Annotated in this window: 24 protein-coding genes, 1 pseudogene and 2 riboswitches; of the genes and pseudogenes, 13 read left to right on the plus strand and 12 right to left on the minus strand. The window is 34.7% G+C overall.

The annotated features are described in order from the left end of the window. Positions 1 to 23 precede the first annotated feature (23 nt). On the plus strand, positions 24 to 128 hold the full coding sequence (locus AAIE21_RS23050) for a DUF3948 family protein (RefSeq protein WP_174102597.1): 105 nt from the start codon (positions 24 to 26) through the stop codon (positions 126 to 128). Between the two features lie 64 nt (positions 129 to 192). Here the strand turns inward: AAIE21_RS23050 and AAIE21_RS23055 are convergent, their stop codons facing one another. Further along, entirely contained in the window at positions 193 to 1,140 is a 948-nt protein-coding gene (locus tag AAIE21_RS23055) for a substrate-binding domain-containing protein (protein ID WP_343268907.1), read from the minus strand. A gap of 143 nt (positions 1,141 to 1,283) precedes the next feature. Between AAIE21_RS23055 and modA the strand changes: the two genes are divergently transcribed. The 7 genes from modA to AAIE21_RS23090 all read left to right on the plus strand — a co-directional run bounded on the left by modA (position 1,284) and on the right by AAIE21_RS23090 (position 9,985). Next, complete coding sequence (gene modA / locus AAIE21_RS23060) at positions 1,284 to 2,090, plus strand: molybdate ABC transporter substrate-binding protein (protein WP_343268908.1); 807 nt, start codon at positions 1,284 to 1,286, stop codon at positions 2,088 to 2,090. 5 nt (positions 2,091 to 2,095) lie between these two features. Next, positions 2,096 to 2,770 (plus strand): molybdate ABC transporter permease subunit, encoded by a 675-nt coding sequence (modB, locus tag AAIE21_RS23065; protein WP_343268909.1) that lies wholly within the window; start codon positions 2,096 to 2,098, stop codon positions 2,768 to 2,770. A gap of 516 nt (positions 2,771 to 3,286) precedes the next feature. Further along, positions 3,287 to 4,138, plus strand: coding sequence for a GRP family sugar transporter (locus AAIE21_RS23070; protein ID WP_343268911.1), 852 nt, complete (start codon positions 3,287 to 3,289; stop codon positions 4,136 to 4,138). A gap of 158 nt (positions 4,139 to 4,296) precedes the next feature. Continuing rightward, entirely contained in the window at positions 4,297 to 5,100 is an 804-nt protein-coding gene (gene proC, locus AAIE21_RS23075; protein ID WP_343268912.1) for a pyrroline-5-carboxylate reductase, read from the plus strand. Position 5,101: 1 nt separating this feature from the next. Beyond that, positions 5,102 to 5,935 carry an aldo/keto reductase gene (locus tag AAIE21_RS23080; protein WP_343268913.1) on the plus strand — a complete coding sequence of 278 codons (834 nt, stop codon included), beginning with the start codon at positions 5,102 to 5,104 and terminating at the stop codon, positions 5,933 to 5,935. A 160-nt stretch (positions 5,936 to 6,095) separates the two neighbouring features. After that, positions 6,096 to 6,200, plus strand: a riboswitch (SAM riboswitch). A gap of 143 nt (positions 6,201 to 6,343) precedes the next feature. Next, on the plus strand, positions 6,344 to 7,984 hold the full coding sequence (locus AAIE21_RS23085; protein WP_343268914.1) for a peptide ABC transporter substrate-binding protein: 1,641 nt from the start codon (positions 6,344 to 6,346) through the stop codon (positions 7,982 to 7,984). Positions 7,985 to 8,344: 360 nt separating this feature from the next. After that, positions 8,345 to 9,985 (plus strand): peptide ABC transporter substrate-binding protein, encoded by a 1,641-nt coding sequence (locus tag AAIE21_RS23090; RefSeq protein WP_343268915.1) that lies wholly within the window; start codon positions 8,345 to 8,347, stop codon positions 9,983 to 9,985. 79 nt (positions 9,986 to 10,064) lie between these two features. On the opposite strand, the gene AAIE21_RS23095 is transcribed toward AAIE21_RS23090, so the two are convergent. The 4 genes from AAIE21_RS23095 to AAIE21_RS23110 form a co-directional block, all read right to left on the minus strand. Further along, positions 10,065 to 11,204: a YhgE/Pip domain-containing protein gene (locus AAIE21_RS23095; RefSeq protein ID WP_343268916.1), complete on the minus strand. Its 1,140-nt coding sequence runs from the start codon at positions 11,202 to 11,204 to the stop codon at positions 10,065 to 10,067. Between the two features lie 53 nt (positions 11,205 to 11,257). After that, a complete protein-coding gene (locus tag AAIE21_RS23100; protein ID WP_343268917.1) occupies positions 11,258 to 11,839 on the minus strand; it encodes a TetR/AcrR family transcriptional regulator in 582 nt (193 codons plus the stop codon). 87 nt (positions 11,840 to 11,926) lie between these two features. Beyond that, positions 11,927 to 12,457, minus strand: coding sequence for a hypothetical protein (locus AAIE21_RS23105; protein WP_343268918.1), 531 nt, complete (start codon positions 12,455 to 12,457; stop codon positions 11,927 to 11,929). Between the two features lie 20 nt (positions 12,458 to 12,477). Further along, on the minus strand, positions 12,478 to 13,377 hold the full coding sequence (locus AAIE21_RS23110) for a helix-turn-helix transcriptional regulator (protein ID WP_343268919.1): 900 nt from the start codon (positions 13,375 to 13,377) through the stop codon (positions 12,478 to 12,480). 166 nt (positions 13,378 to 13,543) lie between these two features. On the opposite strand from AAIE21_RS23110, the gene AAIE21_RS23115 reads away from it, so the two are divergent. Next, positions 13,544 to 14,014, plus strand: a complete 471-nt coding sequence (locus tag AAIE21_RS23115) for a YusW family protein (protein ID WP_343268921.1) — start codon at positions 13,544 to 13,546, stop codon at positions 14,012 to 14,014. 111 nt (positions 14,015 to 14,125) lie between these two features. Further along, the gene (locus AAIE21_RS23120; RefSeq protein ID WP_343268922.1) at positions 14,126 to 14,341 is read left to right on the plus strand and encodes a DUF3951 domain-containing protein; all 216 of its coding nucleotides are present in this window, start codon (positions 14,126 to 14,128) and stop codon (positions 14,339 to 14,341) included. Positions 14,342 to 14,358: 17 nt separating this feature from the next. Here AAIE21_RS23120 and AAIE21_RS23125 read toward each other — a convergent pair whose 3' ends face one another. From AAIE21_RS23125 to AAIE21_RS23135, 3 genes are all read right to left on the minus strand, one after another. Further along, positions 14,359 to 14,862 carry a hypothetical protein gene (locus AAIE21_RS23125; protein ID WP_343268923.1) on the minus strand — a complete coding sequence of 168 codons (504 nt, stop codon included), beginning with the start codon at positions 14,860 to 14,862 and terminating at the stop codon, positions 14,359 to 14,361. Between the two features lie 284 nt (positions 14,863 to 15,146). After that, positions 15,147 to 16,406 (minus strand): multidrug effflux MFS transporter, encoded by a 1,260-nt coding sequence (locus tag AAIE21_RS23130; RefSeq protein ID WP_343268924.1) that lies wholly within the window; start codon positions 16,404 to 16,406, stop codon positions 15,147 to 15,149. 121 nt (positions 16,407 to 16,527) lie between these two features. Beyond that, positions 16,528 to 18,312 (minus strand): DUF3981 domain-containing protein, encoded by a 1,785-nt coding sequence (locus AAIE21_RS23135; RefSeq protein WP_343268943.1) that lies wholly within the window; start codon positions 18,310 to 18,312, stop codon positions 16,528 to 16,530. 132 nt (positions 18,313 to 18,444) lie between these two features. Here AAIE21_RS23135 and yknW point away from each other — a divergent pair, with 132 nt between their 5' ends. Next, positions 18,445 to 19,125, plus strand: coding sequence for a YknW family membrane protein (gene yknW / locus AAIE21_RS23140; RefSeq protein ID WP_343268925.1), 681 nt, complete (start codon positions 18,445 to 18,447; stop codon positions 19,123 to 19,125). Positions 19,126 to 19,206: 81 nt separating this feature from the next. Here yknW and mmuM read toward each other — a convergent pair whose 3' ends face one another. Together mmuM and AAIE21_RS23150 are read right to left on the minus strand one after the other, a co-directional pair. Further along, positions 19,207 to 20,166 (minus strand): homocysteine S-methyltransferase, encoded by a 960-nt coding sequence (mmuM, locus tag AAIE21_RS23145; RefSeq protein ID WP_343268944.1) that lies wholly within the window; start codon positions 20,164 to 20,166, stop codon positions 19,207 to 19,209. A gap of 63 nt (positions 20,167 to 20,229) precedes the next feature. After that, positions 20,230 to 21,648, minus strand: coding sequence for an amino acid permease (locus tag AAIE21_RS23150; RefSeq protein WP_343268926.1), 1,419 nt, complete (start codon positions 21,646 to 21,648; stop codon positions 20,230 to 20,232). Between the two features lie 167 nt (positions 21,649 to 21,815). Beyond that, a riboswitch (SAM riboswitch) is annotated at positions 21,816 to 21,921 on the minus strand. Positions 21,922 to 22,114: 193 nt separating this feature from the next. Between AAIE21_RS23150 and AAIE21_RS23155 the strand changes: the two genes are divergently transcribed. Both AAIE21_RS23155 and AAIE21_RS23160 read left to right on the plus strand, forming a co-directional pair. Continuing rightward, positions 22,115 to 23,038, plus strand: coding sequence for an NAD(P)-dependent alcohol dehydrogenase (locus AAIE21_RS23155; RefSeq protein WP_343268927.1), 924 nt, complete (start codon positions 22,115 to 22,117; stop codon positions 23,036 to 23,038). A 328-nt stretch (positions 23,039 to 23,366) separates the two neighbouring features. Further along, positions 23,367 to 23,840, plus strand: a complete 474-nt coding sequence (locus AAIE21_RS23160; RefSeq protein ID WP_343268928.1) for an ASCH domain-containing protein — start codon at positions 23,367 to 23,369, stop codon at positions 23,838 to 23,840. Between the two features lie 556 nt (positions 23,841 to 24,396). On the opposite strand, the gene AAIE21_RS23165 is transcribed toward AAIE21_RS23160, so the two are convergent. Beyond that, positions 24,397 to 26,370 carry a S9 family peptidase gene (locus AAIE21_RS23165; RefSeq protein ID WP_343268929.1) on the minus strand — a complete coding sequence of 658 codons (1,974 nt, stop codon included), beginning with the start codon at positions 26,368 to 26,370 and terminating at the stop codon, positions 24,397 to 24,399. Between the two features lie 115 nt (positions 26,371 to 26,485). Then, positions 26,486 to 26,923: pseudogene (locus AAIE21_RS23170) on the minus strand (TnsA endonuclease N-terminal domain-containing protein); the annotation flags it as partial. Between the last annotated feature and the right edge of the window lie 67 nt (positions 26,924 to 26,990).

Below are 26,990 nucleotides of genomic sequence, written 5' to 3' on the forward strand. Positions count from 1 at the left end.
TAAGCAAATAAGGAGAGATAACTATGAACAATATTACTTTTAACAAATTTGACTTTATCGGACTTGCAAGTGGCTCGGCTCTTCTTACAGCTTTTATTTACGCACTTGCTCAAGGTCTTGTCTTATAAAATTGTTTCCCCTAACCCCTTTATATAGAGAAAAAGCTGCTCGTCTATAAGACAAGCAGCTTTTTCAATTCGTTTCATATATAATTTGACCTGTTTTACTTATATCGTACCCACCAATTGCTCGCAGTTCATTTTGAAATTCTGTCGATTGCAATATTTCTTTTACTGCTTCAATAAGTTGTTCGTTTTCTTTATTTTTTAAAATTACCAAGTCATATTGTTCTTTCATAAGTGGAATAAAATCTACATTCACAATTTGTGCTATCTTTTCTGCCCCTACGCCAACATCAGCTTTCCCGTTAGCAATCTGCGAAGCAACACCAAGATGATTCGACTCTTCCGAATCATAACCTCGAATAGTTGCTTTCGCCAAATTTTGAATTCTCACCTGCTCATCTACTAGTACACGAATTCCGGATCCTTTGTCACGATTCACAAATTGAATAGATGAATGATTCAGGTCAGCCCACGTTTGTATTTCTTTTGGATTTCCTTTTTGTACATAAAACCCAACATTTCTTGCTAATAAGTTCATCACAATACATGGTTGTCCAACTAAAATCCGTTTTACATATGGAATGTTATATTCTCTTGTATCGCCATCAAACAAATGTAAACTAACGATACTTCCTTCTCCTTGAGACATTTTAATTAAACTCATTAAACTCCCCTGATAAGCCCGCAGCATACTAGGACCTGGTAAAAGTCTTTCAAGATGTTTTGCTAGCATATCTAATGTTAGTTCTTGTCCACTAATTACACAGGAAGATTCTCTATTCTTCTCTTCTATTTTCATAGAAGCAGTCTGTACTTTCCCTGTTTTCATTTGTTTAATATATTGTTCTAAGTCCACCGCATCAATGCGCATTTGTCTACCAACCCTGTAAGAAGGCAGTTCACCTTTTTTAATTAAATCATACACTGTTAACTTTGAGACTTTTAGTCGATTTGCTACCTCTTCCGTTGTGTAGGAATGATGATCCATAGACGATTCCTCACTTTCTCTTTTCATTGTAACAAAGAAAGAAAATTTCTCCTATTTTTTCAAAAAGTGATTTATTTCACATTATATCTAATTATAACTATTTATAATTAGATATAATTAGATATAATTAGTTATAATTAAATAGGATATAAAGAAAGGGGATTATACGCATGAACAAATTCACATTACGGTACATTGGGGTACTTATGCTCTCTTTCCTTCTTGTTTTTAGCGTGGCATGTACGAACGAAACGAAGAAGGACCAGACAAACGCAAAAGAAGAAAAAACAGTTGAACTTACAATATCTGCAGCTGCCAGTTTACAAGATGCTTTCAAAGAAATTGAAAAACAATATAAACAAAAAGAACCAAATATAAAACTTTCCTTTAACTTTGGCGGTTCTGGTGCACTTCAGCAACAAATTGAACAAGGTGCTCCTGCTGATTTATTCTTCTCTGCAGCAGAAGATAAATTTCAAACGCTTGTCAAAAAAGGATTTATTAATGAAAAAGAGGGGAAAAACCTTCTTGGAAATGAACTCGTTTTAGTCGTTCCAAAAGAAAGCTCCATTAAAACATTTCAAGAATTGAAGGAAGAAAAAGTGAAGAAACTAGCAATTGGTACACCTGAATCTGTCCCAGCTGGAAAATATGCAAAAGCTTCTCTTACACATGAAAACTTATGGAACGACCTTCAAAACAAAATCGTATTAACAAAAGACGTCCGCCAAGTGTTAACATATGTAGAAACAGGTAATGTAGACGCTGGCATTGTATACAAAACAGATGCTCTTATTTCAGACAAAGTAAAAATTACAAATGCAGCACCTGCTAATTCTCATGAACCGATTCATTATCCTGTAGGCGTTATAAAAGAATCAAAGCATAAGAAAGAGGCGACTTCATTTTATGAATATTTACAGTCAAAAGATGCACAATCTATCTTTAAAAAATATGGATTTACAATCCTATCGTAACTACTATGACATTTGATACACTTTGGTCGCCTGTTTTTCTTTCCTTACGAGTAGCTGCACTCGCCACCATTATTGTTATGATTTTTGGCACAGTTATCGGACGAGTATTAGCTCGCTCCTCATGGCGTTATAAAGTGTTATTAGAAACTATTTTTCTGTTACCGATGGTACTTCCGCCAACTGTTATTGGGTTCTTTCTCATTATTATTTTTGGGAATAACAGCCCTGTTGGAAAGTGGATCGAATCATTATTTCAACACTCTATTATGTTTACATCATGGGCAGCTGTCATCGCTTCAACAGTCGTTTCATTCCCACTGATGTATCAATCAGCAAAGACAGGGTTTTCTATTGCAAACAAGCAAATTGAAGATGGTGCCCGCGATCTTGGAGCAAGTGAATATCAAGTCTTTTTACACGTCACACTACCACTTGCATTTCCTGCGCTACTTAGCGGAATGATTTTAAGCTTTGTACGCGCACTTGGTGAGTTTGGAGCAACCCTTATGTTTGCTGGTAACATTCCGGGCAAAACCCAAACGATTCCAACGGCTATTTATATGGCAATTGATGCAAGTAATATGGATCTTGCTTGGACACTAGTCATCATAACAGTCGGTATGTCACTCATTTTCTTATTGTGCATTCAACTGATTAATAAAAGAATCACTACTTCTTAAAGCAGCTTTCGACAAAAGCTGCTTTTTATTTCCCGAAAAATAAATTGTTTTGTAGAATGAAACAATTTATTTCTACCTTACAAAATTGTAATCCTACTGTAAGCTAATTCGATAGTTATTATTGCCCGTGTTTCATATAATTAAGTCATAAAGTAAAGCCGATGGGAATGAGGTTGTCCCCCCTCTTCCCATTCGTTAAAAAGAGCTAAGTAACTTTATTTCCCCAACCCCCTTTAAAAAAAGACCTCAAATTGAGGTCTTTTTTATTTTGGTAAAATAACAGAATTTTAATATTTATAAAAATATACATTCTATTTGAATTTACTTTCTAAAAAGGGCACTTTCCTGTTATTATATTTAGGTGTTTGAAAAAATGAAGAAATGAAAACGCATTTATACTGTGAATTCTTCATCATGTTTTAACGATCGGTAATCTCCTACATTTCATGTGGGGAATTACCGATCGTTAGAACGATTTTGATTATATTAACATAACAATACGAAGGGAGTCTTGTAATGGACATTTTATTAGCGCTTCTTCCTGCAATTGCATGGGGGAACATTTTATTAGTAAGCGTAAAAATGGGCGGCGGTGCATATAGCCAAACGTTAGGTATGACAATCGGTGCTTTATTCTTTGCAACAATTATGTATGTATTTACTCAACCAGCTTTAACTATGACAATCTTAATTGTCGGTTTTATTTCAGGTTTATTCTGGGCTTTAGGACAAGCTAACCAATTAAAAACCGTTGAAAAGCTAGGTGTTTCTACAACTGTAACAATTTCAACTGGGATGCAACTTGTTGCAACTTCTATCTTTGGCGTTATCGCTTTCCGTGAGTGGACTACTACTACTACGATCATTATGGGAACGATTGCAATCCTTTTAATTGTAGTCGGCGTTGTCTTCACTTCATTAGATGATAAAGAAAATGCACAGCCGCCAGGACAATTGAAAAAAGGACTTTTAACTTTAATTGTTTCTACTTTCGGCTACCTTGTATATGTAATTATTATTCGTTGGTACAATATCGATGGTTGGTCTGCTATTTTACCACAAGCAGTCGGTATGTTTGTTGGTGCAGTTGTACTGACGTCTAAACATAAGCCATTTAACAAATATGCAATTCGTAATGCTTTATCTGGTCTACTTTGGGGAACAGGTAACTTATTCTTACTTCTTTCTTTACCAAAGGTTGGAGTAGCAACAAGTTTCCCATTATCTCAAACTGGTATCGTTATCTCTACATTCGGTGCAATTGTCTTCTTAGGCGAAAAGAAAACAAGGCGTCAAATGATATTTATTGCACTAGGTAGTGTTCTAATTATCGGCGGTGCTGTTCTACTTGGTATGACAAAAGCATAATTACACAAGCTATGAATCAAACCCCCGAAGCACATCCGCTTTGGGGGTTTCCTATTATGAATGATTAAAATCTCTTTATAAGGCTTTTCTTTTTACAAAAATCTCTCCAAAATGTTATCGTTTTTATAACATATTCTAAGCAGGAAGGAATAAAGGATATGCCAAAGAAAAATAGAATTTTATTTATTGGTGCCGGTCGTATGGCGGAAGCGATCTTCGCCGGACTGCTCAAAACAAGTAATGAATACATCGAAGAAATTATTGTATCCAATCGAAGTAACATAGAGAAACTCAAACAATTAGAAGAAAAATATGATATCTCAATTACAAATGATTGGAAGAAGCATATTAGAAATGCAGATACCATTGTTTTAGCGATGCCACCAGCTGCACATGAAGAGTTATTAGCAGAATTATCACCTCTTCTAACCCATCAGTTTGTTGTAACGGTTGCTGCAGGAATTGGTCCATCGTATTTAGAAGAAAAACTTCCTCAAGGTACACCTGTTGCCTGGATTATGCCAAATACAGCTGCAACAATTGGAAAGTCTATTTCTCTATATACAATAGGGCATTTCGTAAATGATGAACATCAAGAAACACTGCAACTACTCTTAAAGGGAATTGGTACAGCACAGCTATGCACGGAAGAAGAAGTTCATCAACTGACCGCTGTTACTGGAAGTGCACCTGCCTTCCTTTACCACTTTGCTGAAGGGTTAATTGAAGCAACAAAAAGCTATGGAATCGATGAAGCAACAGCCAAACACCTTGTTATTCAAATGCTCGCTGGCTCCGCTGCTATGCTCGAGCAAGAACAAGATCCAGCTATGCTTCGTGAACAAGTGACAACACCAGGTGGCTCAACAGCAGAAGGTTTAAAAGTTTTATATGAATATAATTTTTCAAAGATGATTCACCAAGCAATTGAAGCAACAAATAAAAAAGCTAGGGGGAATTAATATGACAGTAACAAGCTTAAAAGATTGCACAACATTACATAATGGTGTAAAAATGCCTTGGTTTGGTTTAGGTGTTTTTAAAGTTGAAGATGGTACACAGGTAGTTGATTCTGTAAAAACAGCTATTAAAAACGGATACCGCAGCATCGATACAGCTGCAGTGTATAAAAATGAAGTTGGCGTTGGACAGGCAATTCGTGAATGTGGAGTTTCACGTGAAGAATTATTCATCACATCAAAAGTATGGAATAGTGATCAAGGCTATGAATCAACATTACAGGCTTTCGAATCAACATTACAAAAATTAGGCTTGGAATACTTAGATCTATACTTAGTGCACTGGCCTGTAAAAGGAAAATATACAGAAACATGGAAAGCATTAGAGAAACTTTATAAAGACGGTCGTGTTCGTGCTATTGGTGTCAGCAATTTCCAAATCCACCACTTACAAGATGTTCTAGAAATCGCTGAAATTAAACCGATGATTAATCAAGTTGAATATCATCCACGCTTAACACAAGGAGAACTTCACTCTTTCTGTAAAGAGCATACTATTCAACTAGAAGCATGGTCACCATTAATGCAAGGTCAATTACTTGACCATTCAACATTGCAAGAAATTGCTACAAAATATAACAAATCAACAGCACAAATCATTTTACGCTGGGATCTACAAAATGAAGTTGTAACAATTCCTAAATCAATTAAAGAACATCGTATTATCGAAAATGCAAACATCTTTGATTTTGAATTAAACGCTGAAGATATGAAGGCAATTCAATCATTAAATGAAAATCATCGTGTTGGTCCAGACCCTGATAATTTCGATTTTTAAAATGAGAGTCACTGTGTAATTGCACAGTGACTCTTCTTTTTATACCGCACCTAGAAAACTGAAAATTTAAACTATATTTCATTTTATTGACAGTTCATTCGCCTAGGTGTAAGATTTTGAATAATCAAAGAAACGAAAAATTAATACAAATTGTTTACTCATTGTATCAAGAGAGGTGGAGGGACTGGCCCTTTGAAACCTCGGCAACAGGTTCACTTTGAATACTGTGCCACTTCCTGCAAGCATTATGCTTGAAAGATAGAATGAGGGACTTCGTTTATATACAGGTACATGCCTTGTAAACAAAACTCCCTCTTTCTCGATAAGAAAAGAGGGAGTTTTTCTTTCCCTCATAAATTGTTCATCACTCTTTTTGAATAACCAAACAATTTTAGGGAGGAATTTTACATGAAAAAGAAATTTGTACCTGCTGTGGCATCTGTTTTAGGAGCAAGTATTTTATTAACAGGATGCGGTAGCTATAAAGACGAAGCAAGTGGAGCAAAAGCAAAGGATAAAGCTCCTGATAAACAAGTATTGAACTTAGCCACTGGTACAGAGATTCGTACAATGGACACTGCACGTGCTACAGATACTGACTCTGGTCAAGTAATGAGAAATGTATTTGAAGGTTTATATAACCTCGGTGAAGGAAATAAGCCTGTTCCTGGTGTGGCAAAATCTCATGACGTAAGTTCTGATAAAACAAAATATACGTTCCATTTACGAGATTCGAAATGGTCAAACGGCACTCCTGTTACAGCAAAAGATTTCGTCTTTGCTTGGCAACGTGCAGTTGACCCAGCAACTGCTTCTGAATATGCATTTTTATTCTTTGATATAAAAAATGCAAAAAAGATTAATAGTAAAGAACTTCCGGCTGATCAGCTCGGTGTAAAAGCAATCGATGACCACACCTTTGAAGTTGAATTAGAGCGCCCTGTTCCATACTTTATTAGTTTAACGGCATTTCCAACATTCTTACCAATTAATGAAGCATTCTTCAAATCACAAGGTGATAAATATGCATTAGAGGATAACACGATTCTTTATAACGGTGCCTTTACATTAAGTGATTGGAAACATGAACAAAGCTTTAAGTTTAAGAAAAATACCAACTATTGGGATAAGGATAATGTGAAACTTGAAGAAATTAATTTTAATGTTGTCAAAGATCATTCAACAGCTGTTAATTTATATGAATCAAAACAAATTGATCGACTTACTTTAACATCTGATCTTGTTGATAAATATCGCAAAGATAGTAACTTTAAAGAACGACCAGATGTTGGGGTACAATTCGTACGTATGAACCAGAAAAATAAAACATTACAAAATATAAATGTTCGTCAAGCAATCGATAAATCGATAGATAAGAAAGCATTTGTAAATGTGCTTTTAAATGATGGCTCTCTACCTTCCTATTCTCTAGTGCCAAAAAATTTCGCCAAAGGGCCAAATGGGAAAGACTTCCGTGAAGAGAATGGTAATTTAACAAAAGAAAATACAAAAGAAGCGCAACAATTTTGGAAACAAGCAAAACAAGAATTAGGATCTGATAAAATTTCAATTGAATTATTAACAAGTGATGGCGATCTACCTAGAAAAACAGGTGAATATTTAAAAGAACAACTAGAGAAAAATTTAGAAGGATTAACAGTAAATGTTAAGCCTCAACCACGTAAACAACAAGTCACATTATTACTACAAGGAAATTATGAGATCGCTATTGACGGATGGAGCCCGGATTTTGCTGATCCAATTACATTCTTAGAGTTATTTTCAACTGATAACTCATACAACTTAGATCACTATTCCAACAAGGAATTTGATGACTTAATCCAAAAAGTTAAAACCGACTTAGCTGGTGATGAAAAAGCACGTTGGGAAGCTTTAAAACAAGCAGAAAAAATCTTATTTAAAGATGCCGTTATCTCTCCTCTTTATCAAAATGGAACAACATACTTAGAACGTTCTTATGTAAAAGGAGTAGTTGAAGTTGATTTTGCGGGACCACTTAATTTCAAATGGGCTAAAATTGAAAAATAAAACGAAACACAAATAGTAGAATACAAAAACAGACCCTCCTTAACTAAGAGGGTTTGTTTTTTTGTGAAATAATATATCAAAAAAGTGAACTTGCTATTTTTTTCGTTGACATACCATTCTTACCAGTGTTAATATTCTAAATAATCAAAGAAATAAAATATTTCATTATTCAAATTGTAATGTCTACTAGCTTGCGAGATATGACAAGAGATCGCACCTCTACATGTATATACATATAGAAAACTAAATCACCTATAAATAGATAGAATAAATAGGTTATTCTTTTTTTCTTCCTCACATCATGCTTTAAGACATACAAATTATGACGTTATGAACAACACATTTAGGGAGGAAAAAAGGATGAAGAAAAAAGTTGTACCAGTTGTCGCATCGGTTCTTGGAGCAAGTTTATTATTAACTGCTTGTGGGGGAAATAAAGAGAATACAAGTAATGCAAAAGCAAATGATAAAGCACCAGATAAGCAAGTATTAAACTTCCCATTCGCTTCTGAAATTCCAACTATGGATTCTGCTAAATCTACAGATGGTGAATCTGGAATTGTACTAAGAAATGTTTTTGAAGGTTTATATAACCTTGGCGAAGATAATAAACCTGTTCCTGGGGTTGCTGAATCTTATGACGTTAGCCCAGATAAAACAAAGTATACATTCCACCTTCGCGATGCAAAGTGGTCAAACGGTACACCTGTTACAGCGAAAGATTTCGTCTTCGCATGGCAACGTGCTGTGAATCCTGATACAGCTGCTGAATATGCATTTTTATTATTCGATATTAAAAATGCAAAGCAAGTAAATAAGAAAGAGCTTACTCCTGATCAACTAGGAGTGAAAGCTATTGATGATAAAACATTAGAAGTTCAATTAGAACAACCTGTTCCTTATTTCTTAAGCCTAACAACGTTCACAACATTTTTACCTATTAATGAAGAATACTTTAAAGCTCAAGGGAATCAATACGCTTTAGAAACAAATCATTTAATTTATAACGGCGCCTTCACATTAGAGGATTGGAAACATGAACAAAGCTTTAAGTTTAAGAAAAACCCAAATTACTGGGACACAAAAACAGTTAATCTAGAAGAAATTAACTTCAATATCCTGAAAGAAAAATCAACAGCAGTAAACTTATATGAATCCAAGCAAATCGATCGTGTTGCTCTAACAGAATCATTTGTTGATAAATATAAGCAAGATCCAAACTTTAAAGAACGTGCTGAAGTAGGAGTTCAATTTTTACGCTTAAATCAAAAGAATGCAGTATTACAAAATACAAATGCTCGACATGCTATTAGCCAAGCAATGAACAAAAAAGCGTACGTAAATACAATTTTAAATAACGGTGCTATTCCTGCTGAAGGCTTTGTTCCTGCTAAATTTGCAAAAAGTCCTGACGGAAAATACTTCCGCGAAGAAAACGGTCCATTAGTGAAAGACGACGTAAAATTAGCAAAAGAAAATTGGAAAAAAGCAAAACAAGAATTAGGAATTGATAAAGTAACAATTGAGCTATTAACAAGTGACAATTCTATCGCACAAAAAACTGGCGAATATTTAAAAGGTGAACTTGAGAAAAATCTTGATGGCTTAACAATTAAATTAAAACCTCAACCTCGTAAACAACAATTAAAATTATTACTAAGTGGTGATTACGAAATTGGAATTGACGGATGGGGTCCTGATTTTGCAGATCCAATTTCATTCTTAGACCTATTTACAACAGATAGTGCTTATAACTTTGATAAATACTCTAACAAAGGATACGATGAGTTAATTCATAAAGTAAAAACTGATTTAGCTGGTGATGAAAAAGCTCGTTGGGAAGCATTGAAACAAGCTGAGAAGATCTTATTGAAGGATGCCGCTGTTGCTCCTTTATACCAACAAGGTCGTTCTTACTTACAATGTTCTTATGTGAAAGGTCTTGTAACAACTGATTTTGGTGGCGAATTTAACTACAAATGGGCAAAAGTTGAGAAGTAAAACACCTCTTATACAATGGCATTTTAGCGAAAGCTTCAATGAAAAGAAAAAGGAATCCTTCAACAGGATTCCTTTTTCTTTATACTTCTTTTACTAATTGTTTCTTCCCTTTTACTATTACTGATATCCCTACAGCAACTAGCGATACCATTTGGGTAATGACAATTATAAATAATAGAGAAATAATATTCTTGTTCAAATTCCCACCGCCAAATACTATCGTAAAATAACCATTCGCGGCATATGTCGCAGGAAATAATTCACCGATTGTTTGATATGTTTTTGATAACATAGCATGCGGTACCATCACACCAGAACTTACAAGTTGTAATGAGAGGGAAACAATATTAAATAACATGCCTGCATTTCCGAATAAAGTAAGGAACATTTGAGTTAATGATAGGAAAGCAAAAAAGACAATGGTTTGGAATAGCCATACATTCCCTATCGTTTCTTGAGCTTCAACCTGAAAGCCTTTCATTAATCCAATTGTAATGCACGCAAGTAGAATGGATAATATACCGTTAATCACTTGTCGTGAAAGAAAATTGCTCCAATCTCCCCCTACTTGTTTTGCCACTTTAGATAACTCCATACTCATAATCATGGCTCCTACAAATGAAGCTAACACGATCATAAGCGGTACCATATTTACAGAAAATCCTTTTGCATCATTCACTTTATGAATCGTAAATCCAACTGAGTCTTCTGTTAATCCTTTTATTGCTTCTACACTTCCTGGTCCCGCAGCTTGTAATTTTCCAGCAACTACTTGCCGTTTATAGCTTGATACCTCTTTATTTACATTATCACGAACTTGTTTTGCGACTCCTTCCATCATCTGCTTTGCCATCATAGCGTTTGCCTGATTAATATGAAAGTTTAAATCTGTCTTTCCTTGTTCACTTATATCCTTTGAAAAAGAAGCAGGAATTTCAATAACCATATCGTATGCATGTTCATCCATTTCTTCTTTTGCTTTTTCCATAGACTTCTCTTTCGTTACTTGAAAAGGTAAGTTCTTCTGTAAACCTTCTGCCATTTTACTTCCCATGTTCGTATCCTGATTCACAATAGCAATTTTCATTTGATCCGCTCTTTCGTTTACTCCATCATATCCTGTTAACCAGACGCAAAAGAAAATAAATTGGAAAGCCAATGCCACTACAATCCCTACATACGTACCTGGTATTTTAAAAAACTTTTTCAATGTATCCATCTTCTCATCCTTTAGCAAGCAAGTACATACTTGCATTCGATTTTCAATAAATACTAGGGTCTTAACGCCCTAGCATATAACACTATATTATTTTCAATAAAATTCTCATCATTGATTTCTATAAGTCGATTTTCAAAGCGTAATTTGGATAGAAAATAACCAAAATTAATCCATATGAAGTTCATTACTTGTGCTTCAATATTTGTATCAATAATTTTTCCCTTTTGCTGCATCTTTTCAAAATAAATCATCAATTCTTCTTTTAGTCCTTTTGGTATCTTAGAAATTTCATCATCTAATTCAGGAAATTCGCCTGTTTCACGTATACCGATAGAAATGATGTCTTTCGCTTCATTCAAAAATTTATGATAGTGCCTTGCTAAATTTTTCAAATCCGTTTCTAATTCCCACACAATTTCTGTTTGTAAAAACTGTTTTAAATGCGGCACATATGAAAATTCATAAACAGCTGCTTCAATGATGCCCTTTTTATTTTTAAAATTACGAAATATGGTTACTTCATTGACGCCAGCACGCATTGCGATTTCTTTTGTTGTCGCTGCTTTATATCCTTTTTCTTTCACTAACTCAATTGCTGCTTGAATAATTTTTTCTGCTGTCTTTGTGCGCACCATACAATCCTCTCTTCCTTATGCAAGTGATCACTTACATTTAGATTATATAACTTTTCTAATTATTGTCAATCCACTTTTTGTAAATAACTAAGAACGATATTCGTATAAACAGACGAAAAACTGAAATACAGTTAATATAAAACTAAATAAGAGCATCACTAACATACTCATATGTAAAGATGGATAAAACATAGTAATTGCTATCCATATACTCATACTAAAAAAGACGAATTGAGCAATGACTCCTGTTGGTTTCAACCATATCCTTGTCTTTTGTTTTGTGATTTTCACTAAAAAACCAATAATTGAAAATAAAGTTAATGAAAGAAATGCTAGCCATCTTCCATAAATAATATCGTAGGGTTCAATTTGACTTGGAAATATAAAATGTATGATACGAAATAATAGCATCCCAATGCCGATACAGATTATTAATGCGAGAAAGCATTCTATACTAGCCTTTAATAGAGAAGATAAAATTGGTTTTCTTTTCCCTATTACTTCTATCATTTCACTCAGTACACCCATTACAAATAACGCAAAAAACCATATAAAGAAATAAAGAGACGTTTCTAATTTCAATAATTCCGATATCGAATAGAATATCATTTTCCACATGTGTTTTTTCTCACCTTTTCTTATTCTTCTATATCTTCAAACTGTAAATTTATAGGTTCTCCAGAAAGAGTCTCATAAAAGTTTTCCGCTAGATCTGTCGAAGGCACTTTTTCATCCACTTCATCTAATCGAAAGCTATCAGCCCATATACAACCTTTTCCTGATAATAAAATACCAAATGCAATACCAAGCGCTTCTTCTTTTATATCTAGAACAACTGAATACGGCTGCCAGTTTGTTGTATTTTTAATAGGGCGATTTTGCATATTATCCATTGCTAATGGCTCTGTATCTTTTCCATCTACACGCATCCACAGCCCTGCCCAATCTTTTACATTCTCACTTTTAATAAAAGCCGTTAGACGCAAACGCGTCCCCCTATATTTGTCCGCTTTAAACATTTGCATCAACGTTGTAAACCCGCCATGTGTAACACCTTCTCTCGCTTGTATATAAGCTGATGCTCTTCCTTGATGAACAGTCTCATAATCTAATCCCATTTCGTATTCTGTAGGGTGACTTCCGCTTAATACCCATCCTTTTGGTAATCCTTTTTGCATTGAAATTCCCTCCCTTTCTATATAAAACGATTGAAAATATGTACGATATCTTTTTGGTGGCAAATGAAACATACGTTTAAATGCCCTTGTAAATGCTTCTTGTGAAGAAAAACCATATTGAATTGCAATATCAAGAACTGGCCTTTCTGTCATTACTAATGTTTGCGCCGCATGCGTTAGCCTTCTTTTTCGCACATATTCGGCAACGCTCATTCCTAGATAACTTTGAAAAATACGATGAAAATGATACATGGATATAGCGCTATAGGAAGCAACTTTTTCTGTTGTAAGCTCTTCATTTAAATATTCTTCAATATACAAAACAGCCTTGTTCATAACCTCTTCATATTCTCCATACATTTTAACCCCTCCTTACACTCCAAATTTACCATATACATACAAATTATTTTTGATTTAAATTGCGAAATATCTTGTATGGTAAAGGAAATAATTTATTCAAAACACACATAATTACATAAAAATGGGAAAAACTTATATAGAAAGATAAAATAAGGAGGCATATACAATGAGAATTTTACTATCGATTTTATTAACTCTTATGCTTGTACCCATAATGACAGGTTGTACTCCAAATAATCAGGACAATGCAGCATCTGATAACAAGAAAACAACTGAAGAAACAAAGCAGGAAGCAACGCAAGATTTAAAGCTTAGTTTTAATGAATTCAGTTTAGATACTGACTATCAAGATACGAAAAAAGATTATGAAGCAGACTACAAAAATAAAGCAAATGAAAAACAAATGGAAGCTAAAATTGAAGATCATAAAACAGATGCAAAGTTAACAGGTGATGAAGCTGTAACAAAACTAGGTCCTCTTCTTCAAAAGTTAAAATTTGATAAAGACACTCCAGATCAAGAAGTAATTGATCAAGTGGTAGACGTATTCCAACTGGACAAAGACTATCAAAAATTTGATTTAGAAGTTGTTTTCTCAGATGGAACGAAGAAAGAGTATAAGAAGGAAATAAAATAAAGAAGTAGGCGGTTGCCTACTTCTTTATTTTTGCTTATTTTTTTCGCATGTCGTAAACTTGGTTCAGAAACAATCATGTATTCTAAACCAGATATAAAAAGGAGATTTACGATGGATCCTTTACTTATGGCTGTTATAGGATTACCGTTAACAATTGTAATTTTAGTTCTAATCGGCTTTTATAAATTATTTATAAAAAAGAAAAGTATCACTTCTTTCTATACTCCCTTTGATAACATGACCGGCCAAACAATTTCAGAATTTCATGAAGAACAAAAGGTCTTAGTAGCCGAAGATGAAGATGGGGATGGAAAGAAGAAAAAATAACCTTGCGTATCGCAAGGTTATTTTTGAAATTCTTTTTGAAAACGTTTATAGTACGTTGAAGCTGTTGAAAAGTGGACTTCAATATCACGAATTAATGATGAATCTTCGTCTTTCGCTAATTTCTCTAACTTTTTTATTGCTTGTTCTGTTTCATCTAAGAAGCCAATATATAGCTTATGTTCTTGTTCTTTTGATTCCGGAACACGAATTTCTTTACGAACATGATCAATATCTTCTAGCATACTTGTTGTTACTTTTTGTACATCTTCTTTAAACTTCGGGTGAACTAATGCTTTCCCACCTTTTTCTTTTGCTTCTTCCCATAATTTCAGAGATTCATTTAACTCTTTATTCATCTTCTCATCATATTTCTTATGCACATCACGATATGCTTTCATATCTTCTGACTGAGCAGTTGACTGCTCTACTTTTTCTTTTGATTCTTTTACATCCTTGTTTCCATTACATCCTGCTAGAAGGAGCATACTTCCAAGCAAGGCAATACCCCATACTTTCTTCATCTGTTACTCTCCTTTTATCTACGTCTACTACTTATCTCCTCTTGTTATTATAACGAGAACAATTCAAATTTTACACTTATGAACTTACTTTTAAATATATATCATCATCTTTGTCACAGTACCGTCACTTTATACGACCAAGATCTTCACAATCCTTTCTTTAGAAATTCCTGTTGGAGTCTTTACAGCTCTTATTGGTGGGCCATATTTTGTTTGGTTACTTGTTCGTTCGAAAAAATAATGCTAAAGAGCCGCAACTTAAATTGCGGCTCTTTATATTTCTCCTATGCTTCTATATCTTGCTTTTCTTGAAGTACTAACTGCTTTTCACTACGATTTGCCATAAAGATATAACATAAAACTGCGCCCACTTCACAAAGAGCAATCACAATACCCATAGGAAGTGCAGTGTTACTACCTCCAATCCCTACTAAAGGTGCAACAAGTGCTCCAGAAATAAATTGTAACAATCCAAGTAAAGCCGAAGCTGTTCCGGCCGCTTGTTTTTGATTTCTCATCGCGAGTGAAAAACCTGTTGTTGATACAACTCCAACACTTGATACGACAAGAAATAATGAGCATAAAACACCAATTAATCCTATTCCTAGTACAATCGTGAGAAGTAAGGAAAGCCCACCAATAGCAGCAATTCCGATACCTACCACAAATAATGTTTTCTCACTTAGCTTTCCTGCTAAACGACCGGTAACTTGGCTGGCAATAATAATACCAATACCATTAATAGCAAAGAATAAACTAAATGCTTGTGGTGTTGCTCCGTATATATTTTGCAGCACAAACGGTGATCCCGAAATATAAGCAAACATCGCCGCTGACACTAAACCTTGGGATAAAGCATACCCCATAAATAAACGGTCTTTTAATAACTTTCCATATGTTGATAATGTTCCTGCCAGGCCGCCTGTTTCCCTCTCTTCAAGAGGTAATGTCTCACGTAATACAAAAGTAGCGGATACTAACATAAAGACACTTATCGCTCCAAGAACGATAAAAACCCCGCGCCATGATGTAAACTGCAATAACTGCCCTCCAATAATCGGCGCTAAAATCGGTGCTGCTCCGTTTACTAACATAAGCAGTGAGAAAAACTTCGTCATCTCAGACCCTGAGTACATATCACGTACCATCGCACGCGATATAACAATCCCAGCTGAACCTGAAGCTCCTTGTAAGAAACGTAAAAGAACTAAACTCCAAATAGATGGTGCAACAGCGCAAAGCAAAGAAGAGGCAACATAAATAATAAGAGCAATAATAAGTGGTTTGCGCCGTCCATAAATATCACTAATTGATCCAACAAATAGCTGTCCAACCGAAAGTCCTAGTAAACAAGCTGTTAAAGTAAGCTGAGCGAGAGAAGCATTCGTTTGTAAATCATCCGTTAACTTTGGTAACGAAGGTAAATACATATCAATGGACAATGGTCCAATTGCTGTAAGTGTCCCTAATACAAGAATCATCCATAACCTGTTTGCTTTTACAGGTTTATATACATCATGATTAACTTCATTCACTTCCATCATTCACCCTTTCTAATATAAACTTCACATCGTAACAATTATAGTTACAACGTTAAATATACGTCAAGTATATCGTACTTTCCTATGTAACGAAAAGAAAAAAAGCGATAGAATCTCTATCGCTTTACTTTTTCAAGTTGCCATTTGTAAATTTAGATACAGAAGACATCGTTTCTCCCGTGTCTAAATATGTGATTTGAATTGTATCTCCCACTTCTGTAAACATAGCGTACGGGAAGTCTTTTGCTGAAATCATAAATACCTTTTGCTCATTTTCTAGCAATACAAATACAATTGTGTTTTCACCTGATTTTTCTTTATAGACGCGTTGTACAACGCCTTCTTTTTGTGCTTCTTTTCCACTAGAAGTTGGACGGGAGGAATCGCCACTTCCTGTTAACACACTTTTATATTTCTCAAGCGCTTCTTTTTGCGTTGAACCTGTTGCAAATACTTTGGCATTCGAAGCATAGATTACGGTATAAGCACGTACTAACCCTCCGTCATCAATCACAGGCACAATCCAAGACGGTTTGCCGTATACATTATAAATTACAGGCATTGTTCCATGCCATTTCTCTCTCCTAAAAGAATTATCCACCACTTCTGTAGCAGCTGAACCATCCATAATCCCTTTTACTTCTTTTCCATTATAGTAATAAAGCTTTCCAGTACGTGCATCCACTAAGGAGTAACCTAAAGCAGAATCGATACCTTCTTTTGGAGAAGTAAAATCTGTAAAGTAATACAGTTTGCCATCCTTCCCAAATATCGGTGTAACTCCTTCCTTCGTTCCCCATTCAGTTGGAATCTTTACATCACTTTGAGAAAATTTCGTGTTCCAAAAACCATGTATGAACTTACCGAAATACGTATTTAACGTTGATGCTGTTTCATGATTTAGGACGCCATCAATAAACTTAGGTGCTTGCTCTTTATCATATTTTTTCAAATCACCCGTTTGTGCATCCACAACTACAACGCCTTTTACTTCAAATCCAGATCGACCTGAAATAAATTCACCATATGTCATTGTATAGTACGGTTTTCCTTTATCATCCACTTCAAATTTCGGTTTTCCTTTGAAGATAAGGTTTGGTTCTGCTTTTCGAACAACACGTTCCAATTTATTACCGAAGAACATACTTGGTACATATTTCATTTTATAACCGAGGTGTAATGTCGCTTCCGCATCAGGATTTGTACCTGACATCGTCACATAACCCGGAATTGTTTCAGCCTTGCGCGCCTTAAAGAATCCAGAAACTTCAATTGGAGCTACATACAATGCTTCTCCCTTCACCATTTGCGGTGTAAGCTCCCCTAATTCAAAATACGCGACTTTTGGAATATCCCCAAATACCTTTTTCATCTTATTTTCTGCCGTTTTCGGAGGAACAGTAAACGGTTGTTCATTTTCAGTAAATGGCTCTGAAATATCCTTTTCTACTTTCACAACAGAATCATATTTATTTTGCGAGATTACTATATCATGCAAGTAACCGAAATAGCCGTAAAATACAAGTAAAGCAAGCATCGCTATTGCTTTTAACTTCACTTCTAATCTTCCTTTTTTCTCTTGAAAAACGAGGCCTACTCCAATTAACACTGCAATTACAACCGAATAATGCGTAAGAATCGAGTCCATACGGTCATCGATTAACCAGAAATATTCATAGATTACAATACCAATCCAAAGCAGGATCGGAATAACTAAAATCAGTGCTTTCTTTTTCTTTCTAACTTTCTTAATCGGTGCTTTCTTTTTCTTTATAGCTTTCTCAATTGGTGGTTTCTTTTTCTTTACAACTTTCTCAGATTCTTCTTTATCCACTGTACGAAGTGCCTTACCACTCCTTGTCCATGGAATCAAAAACAACGTGAGAATGGCTAAAACTAAAAATTTAATCAAAGGCAATATCTCCTTTTATTGTGTTTTATATTTAATCCTACTAAATAAGGATTAATGAGGTGAAAATGGAAATATGAAACATTTTTATGATAAAATTAGAAATGAATACCTGAAAAGAAAGGATTAATCATGGAAACAAATACAGCATTAAACGATGATCTTACCAAAAAACCGTCTATATTCAGCATGATCACTTCACCTACACTACAATTCCAAAGGATGCGTACACAAAAGCCCATTCTCCTACCATTATTCATTATTTCACTTTTAACAATTATTACGAGCGCTCTTATCTCATATGTCACACTAAATAATCCTGCAATAAAACAAATGAATAGTAATTCTACTTTTCAAATCTCTACTCATATTACTTTCTTAACTACTTTCGGCTTTACTGCAGTTAGCGGCATTATATCCATATTTTGCACTCCTATCTTCTATAAAAACATCATGATCTTTTTTGGAGTCGACACGACTTATAAAGAATTACTTTGCGTTACGCTCTATTCCGTATTTATTATGAAACTCGGTATTTTAGTAAATGGGACTATCGCTGTTTTACTAGGAGATTATCAAATTTCCTATACGAGTTTAGCCCCCCTACTAAGCGATAACCTCATCTTACATACTATGGTACAAAGAGTAGATGTGTTCGCCATTTGGTACTATATCGTTTTAGGTATGGGGTTATATATTTTAACGGGATTACATAGAAAGAAAGTTATGGTACTTGTGATTGTGTTATTTATCATTACAACTGCTTTAATGAGTATAGGTGGGATTATGCAGGGGATTACACAGATGCATTAACCTAAAATATGAACAATAAAGATCGTAAAACCCACTCTTTTTAAGGACAGGTTTTACGATCTTCTTTTTCATCCACATGTTTTATAATTTTTCTCGTGCCCAATCTACAATTCTCTTTATATCTTCAGGTTTCGTCCTGCAACATCCACCAATTAATTGCGCTCCACATTCATGCCAAATTTGAGCACTAGTCCCATAGTCCTCTTGAACTGATGCTCCATGCCAGGTCTTAGTTTTCGGATCATACTCTTCACCTAAATTTGGATACACCACAATTGGTTTGTTAGTTTGGTGACGTATTTCTTTTATAAGAGGCGGAATATATCGAGGTTGTGTGCAGTTTATTCCCACAGCTACTACTTGTTCACTCTTATCCAACCATTTTGCACAATCTGTAATTAATTCTCCACTACAAATATGTAGTTCATCCTTTGCACTGAAACTAATCCACGCATAAGTTCCCGAAAACCCTTCTAATAATCTAGCAATTGCCTTAGCTTCTATTAAACACGGGATCGTTTCACAAGCAAGGACATCTGCCCCAGCATGAATAAGGATTTCCATACGCTCTCTATGAAAATCCATTAATTCATCTTCCGTTACATTATAATCCCCTCGATACTCCGAGCCGTCAGCTAGAAAGGCACCATATGGCCCGATTGATGCTGCAACCAAAGGTTTTGGGCGGTTAAAATGATTACTACTGTCTGACCAAAATTCATCTCTAGCTTCTGTAGCTATCTGAACAGATTTTTTGATAAGCTGGAATGCTTCTGCCTCACTCAATCCCCTTTTGATAAAACCCTGGGCAGTTGTTTGATAACTGGCAGTAATCGCACAATCCGCACCTACTCTAAAATAATCCATATGTATTTGTTTTATAATCTCTGGATTTTCTATAAGAACTTTTGCGGACCAAAGATTATCATTCAAATCATAGCCATGACGCTCAAGCTCCGTAGCCATTGCACCATCTAGTATCATCAATGGAAATTCTCGTAAAATATTTTCTATCGGATTTACGTTACGATAATTATTCATAGGAATCACACACCTTTTCATAATGATTTTAAAATCCAAAGAGCTTTAACCAAAAAGAGTCCATTATCTTGCGTCATTCAATTTTTTTATTGCCCGCGGGCGATTTCTATTATTTTTTAAGTAGTACGTAAAGTAACATAAAGCTAAAAACGGAATACCACAATAAAGAGCTATCCTTTGATTAGGATCAAAAGCTATACCAATGCAAGATGCAAAACATAATAGAAAAGCCGCAATAGGAACGATTGGATAAAGAGGGGTTCTATATTTCAAATCCTCCACATAATTACCTTGTTCTAAGAAACGTCTCCGAAACATAAACTGTGAAGCTGCAATTCCCATCCAAACAACGACCACCGCAAAACCCGAAATAGATACAAGAACGATATACACGGTATCAGGTGCAACTATACTAGAAAAAAGGGATAAACATCCACCGATCATGCTAACAATTAAAGCTTGAAGAGGTATTCCTTTCGATGTTAATTTTGCAAAAGAAGGATTGATCATCTTCTCTTTTGAAAGGGACCACAGCATACGAGATGAGGCATATAACCCTGAGTTCGCAGCTGAAAGTAATGCCGTCAAAATAACAAAATTCATAATATCCGCGGCATAAGGTACACCAATCCTATCAAAGACTACAACGAATGGACTTTCAATTACTCCAGCTTCTTTCCAAGGAATTAATCCTGAAAGAACAAAGATTGTACCAATAAAGAAGATAAAGAGTCTCCAAACAGTATTTTTGATTGCCCGCGGTACATTTTTCTCTGGGTCTATACTCTCTCCAGCCGCAATACCAATCAATTCTGTTCCTGAAAAAGCAAAACTTACTGAAAGCATAGTCATGAAAATTGGAAAGAAACCATTGGGAAAAGGCCCATCTTCCCCAATAAAGTTTGATAGCATAGGTGCTGAAGATACATCTTTCATAGAAAGAATACCAAACATAGCTCCCACACCTAAAATAATAAATAATAATATGGTGACTACTTTAATACTGGAAAACCAAAACTCTGATTCTGCAAAGAATTTTGCTGAAAAAGCATTGGAAAGGAAAATGGTCGCAGCAAATATTGCACTCCACATCCAAACCGAAGTATCGGGAAACCACCTTTGCATAAGTAGACCTGAAGCCGTAAATTCCGAACCTAATGCAACAGTCCAGGTAAGCCAATACATCCAGGCAATCGTAAAGCCAGTCCCAGGTCCTATATATTTCGTTGCGTATGTATGAAAAGCCCCAGTAACTGGCATTGAAACCGATAACTCTCCAAGACATAACATCACCAAATACATAATCAAACCACCAATTAAATATGCAATCATTGTTCCGATTGGGCCTGCTTGATTAATCGTGTATCCCGAACTTAGAAAAAGCCCTGTTCCAATTACTCCCCCTAATGAAAGCATAAATAAATGTCTACTCTTCATCGTTCTTTGCAGCTTTGTTTGACTATCTTCATTTGTATATTCCATAATAATTCAACCTCTTCTAATTATTTTTCCGTGCAATATAGCATTAAAAATGCTTGGAAACAGTTATATCCATTCAAAAAACTATTAAATTTTATACTCCCCCTCCTTTACAACATAAAAAAGCCTCTTTCATCTGAAAGAGGCATCGTCCATAAAAATTATATGATGGCTTATCTCTCAGAATGAATCCATTCTGCAGGAAGTGGCACCGTTCCGAATTTCGGAGGTTGCCGGACGTCATAGGGCCTGTCCCTCAGTCTCTCTTGATAAGTGAATTTATTTATTGAATTTTTAAATTAATAAAAATTATATTCCTGAATGATTTTTATGTCAACATGCAAGTTCTAAATCTATCACATCATATATCCACTAAAGTGAAATAAATTCTATAAAAGAACAATAGAAAAGAGCATTTTTTTAAAATAGAGAAAATATCATGGATTAAAATGATTAAAGGAGGATCGTTATGAAAGCAATTGTATGCACAAAATACGGATCACCTGATGTTCTCCAACTCAAAGAGGTCGAAAAACCTATCCCCAAGGATAATGAGGTACTAGTAAAAATTCATGCGACAACAGTAACATCTGGGGACTGTAGAATTCGAGGTTTCAATAGTCCTCTTTTGTACTGGATTCCCATGCGAATCATCCTAGGTCTTAGAAAGCCGAGAAAACCTATATTGGGGGTAGAATTGGCAGGAGAAATTGAATCAATAGGAAAAAATGTAACACAATTCAAGAAAGGGGATCAAATTTTTGCATTAACGGGAATGAGTTTTGGGGCTTACGCTGAGTACACATGTATACCTGAAGATGGATTGTTAGCAATGAGACCGGAAAACATGAATTATGAGGAAGCCGCTGCTGTTCTTTTTGGTGGAACTTCAGCATTACATTTTCTTAGAAAAGCAACTATCCAAAGTGGACAAAAAGTTCTTATCTATGGAGCTTCTGGAGCCGTAGGAACTTCCGCGGTACAGCTTGCCAAATACTTTGGGGCAGAAGTTACCGGGGTCTGTAGTACTACAAATTTAGAGTTAGTAAAATCTTTAGGAGCTGATAACGTAATTGATTACACGAAAGAAGATTTTACAGAAAGAGAAGAACGCTATGAGATTATCTTTGATGCAGTCGGGAAAAACACCAAATCTAATTGCAAGAACGCACTCACTTCGAACGGGACATACGTGTCAGTCGAAGGAATGATAGCAAAAGTACGTACTGAAGATTTACTTTTCCTCAAAGAACTTATCGAGGCAGAGAAAATAACATCCGTCATCGATAGACGTTATCCACTAGAACAAATTCCTGAAGCACATAGATACGTAGAAACAGGACATAAGAAGGGAAATGTAGTAATAACCTTAGATCATAATGACAAAACCTAACAAAACTCCCCTGGTGTTGGTTTGTAATAAAGTTGTTTAATTCTCTGCTTAGAAATATAGTAACCATCTATCGTATAACAGATAGATGGTTATTAAAATTGTTTAAAAAACTAACAGATTCTTTCGTTCTACAATTATTAGGAATAATAAGATCGTTTGATTTTCGGATAGCAAATAATTGATTATTGCCCACAAATATAACTTAAGATCTTGTATCTATATATGATTAGGTTGATGTAGTTATATTACATGTTCTTCTAAAATATTGACAGATAATAGGTTGCATGTTAAATTCACGATATTTAACTACCAAGGGGGTAAGTGACTAATGTCGGTTAATAAGATAGAAGAATATTGGCATATGTACGCTAGAGAAAATGAGTTAAACATGAGTGTTCCAGATGCATGGATGTTTGGAGATGGTTCCAAAGAAATGGGAGATGAACTAGGAAGTTTAGTTGTTAAAGGAATCAAAACAGGAACATGCGCTGCGCATTGTGTATACGGGCTTGAAGGAGAAGAAATTCAAAAAGTTGGTCAGTACGATATTGTATTGGATGGAGACAATAATCCATTAGCAATTATAAAATATACAAAGATCGATTTTTTAAAAATGAATGAAGTAACAAATGATTTTGCAAGATCTGAGGGTGCAGGAGATTTAAGCTATGATTATTGGTACAGTGAGCATGTTAAATTTTTCACTTGGGAATTAAGCCAGTATGGACTTACTTTTACTCCAGACTTATTACTAGTTTGTCAAACCTTTAAGGTAATGGATATTTATAAAGATAGATTATAAATTGAAGAAAAATCATGTACATAATTTAACATTATATTAGGTGAAATCAAAACATTCTTTCTGTTGTTATACAAAAAATATGTTATAAAAATCCGATTTTATACCATATTTTTAAACAACGATCTTATTTTTAAAGGACTTTATTATTTTTTTAACAACTTTATTATTCGTGAACAAATCTTGTAGGTGTTAAAAAAAGTTTGATCAAAACCTTGTGTGAAGTATTGTTTTTTCAGCAAAAAACAAGAGCTAAATTTTGAAAGAAGTTTGAGCATTTTATTTAATATATCTTTTTTTGTCCTGTAGATAAATCAGTTGTACTGAAGTATCCATTTCTTATCTCTACTTTTCCTTCTAGGTCTAATTAATCTTTTATAAGAAGAAAACGTGGCAAATATGTAAATTTCCATATCTGAGCCACGTTTTTATCCTATTGCAGTTTTTACACGAATCGTTTCCGTACCCCTACTACAAAGGTACAGGGAGCTTAATGCCATAACGTTGCTATACAATTGTAAGTCAATGTAGTTGCTAGAGTATTATACAGTGGCAACCATTATAAAACCCTAAAATCTTTCATACTTTCTCCAAGAATATAGTGTGAAAACCACATCAAATTCTGCTTCATAATAGCCACATTAATTCCTGGCTGGTCAGAACTATATGCCATTCCTTTAAATATAATTAATTCTGTATCAACTTCCATATCCCTTAATCCTTGATATAGCTCATATGCATTTGGAGTTGGAACTCTTGCATCCTTTTCGCCATGTTGGATTAAGGTGGGAGTACAGGCTGATTTAATATATATCATTGGTGATGTTTTAGTATATATCTCTGGATCATTCCATGGATTATCTCCTAAATACATCCTAATAAAGTAAGGTATATCTGTATTTACATAATGGGTACTCCAATTAGTAATTCCACCTCCAACTGAAATAGCTTTAAATCTACTACTAAATGTAGAACAGAAAGCTGATATATATCCTCCGTTGCTCCATCCCATAACTCCTACTCTACCTTTATCTGCAATCCCTTTGTCAACTAGTTTATCCACTCCAGATATAACATCATCGTAGTTAGCAATTCCCAGTTTTCTATAGTTTGCTTTTAAGAATTCATTACCATAACCAGAACTTCCCCTGTAGTTTGGTTCTAAAACTATAAAGCCTTTTTCGATAAACTGTTCAATAGGATATTTCTCATTAAAACAGTCTGAAAATATTGGAAAGGATGCCCAAGCCGGACCACCATGGATTACCACTAATAAGGGATATTTTTTATTTGCGTCAAACTCTACTGGGGTTGATAAAACTCCCTCTATTTCAAGACCATCACTACTTTGCCATGAGATTATTTCCCTGTTACATTTAAGCTTTCCTTTGAAAAAGCTATTTTCATTCGTTATTTTTTTATCGTCTAAATAGATTTCAAAGGTTTCATTTGTTATAGCCTTATTATAGGATATATGATTTCCATCCCTTGTTATAGAAGCATCCATTATAAAGCTATCTACTTTTTCGCTTAACATTTCCACAGTTCCATCCTCAGATAGCAACCCAATAAGATAATTAGTTTTATTCTGCCATCTAATTAAAATTCCTTTAGCTGTCCACCGTAATGGAATAACCGTACTATCAAAATCTGTTAAAGGTTGAATTAGCTCTCCATTATTAATATCATATATCTCTAATGTACTGTCTTGTATATGGGTCTTATAGTAATCCTTCTCCCTTATGCTTGCTGAGTAACATATTTTGCTGCCTTCAGGAGAAAAGCAAACGCTCCCTCCCAACAACTTATCTATATTCATCTTTTGTAGCTCTCCAGCTTTAATATCCAGTATGTATAGATCTCCATTAATATAATCTCCCATATTTGAGCTTGGTGTAGCCATAAATACAACCTTTTTCCCATCATTTGAAATATCAAATTCATGGATATGAAAATCCTTCCCATCAGTTAGTTGATAAACAACGCTATTTTCGTGTTCATATTTATCATTTTGTATCACTTTTTCTACTTCAATGTAATATAAACAATTATTCTGGTATTCCTTACCTATATGATGAAAATTCCCATATAGTTCCTTACGTTTCTTTATCGCCTCAGATTCTTTTGACTGTGCAACATAATAAAAACCCTTGCCAGTAGGCTCCCACTTGAAATTACTGACTCCTTCTTTCTCATCAGTAATTTGAACCCCACTATAACCATCTATTGACTTAACAAAGATCTGATTTTTCTTATTATCCCCGTCACCAACTGGGCTAAGGTATGCGATATTCCTAGAATCTGGAGACCATAATGGGTATGTACTATCTATATCCCTAGTTGTTAATGGGTAACTCTGTCCCTTATCTTTTTCATATATCCATACATGATTCCTATATTTATTGTCTTTCCAGTTAGCTGTCTTCTTGACAAATGCTACGTTTTTGCCATCATCACTTATGTTTGTACCTGATAAGGTTGGTAATGAAATAATCTCTTCTATACTTAGATATGTTTTTTCATTCATTTTCATCAATAACCCCCCTCGTGTCTAGTAATCTAATTTGTTCAATAAAACCTCTGCCCTACGCTGAACCCCTTTAGAACTGTGTTTAGCTTTCACCACTGTAATACCTTGACCTTCAATGCTTTTCAAGTACACGTTCCTTCAGTAATTCATCCTTCATTTTGATTGTACGAGCTACTTCAGTCACATTGTATCCCTTATTAACTGTTAATAAAAAATCCGTTGTCATCACAATCGGAATACCAGTTTTAGGGTCAGTAGGATGATTTATACCTAACTCATTTGTAATAACAATGGTTTCTTCTAACGGTAATAAAGGAAATTGTTCTCGGATATCAACAACAGAGTTCGAATATTCAGTTAAATAAAAATATTTTTTTTCCAAATCCGACAGAAATTCATGCTTTCTGTTTGTTTTTATTCCTTTTAAACGAGTTGAACGACCCTTTGAAGATACATCTTGAATCTTTAACCAAGGTTTATAATCTACTCCAATACCAGTCCCTCGACCTTGTTTAATCCACTGTTCGATCTCAGATGTTCTTTTTCTTTCCGACATAAAAACACCCCTTTAGATAATCATATCTAAAGGGGTGGAAACGGTGCAACTTTATTTCAAATCTTGT

This window comes from Paenibacillus sp. 102 (genome assembly GCF_039549175.1).
Lineage (GTDB): Bacteria > Bacillota > Bacilli > Bacillales > Bacillaceae_G > Bacillus_A.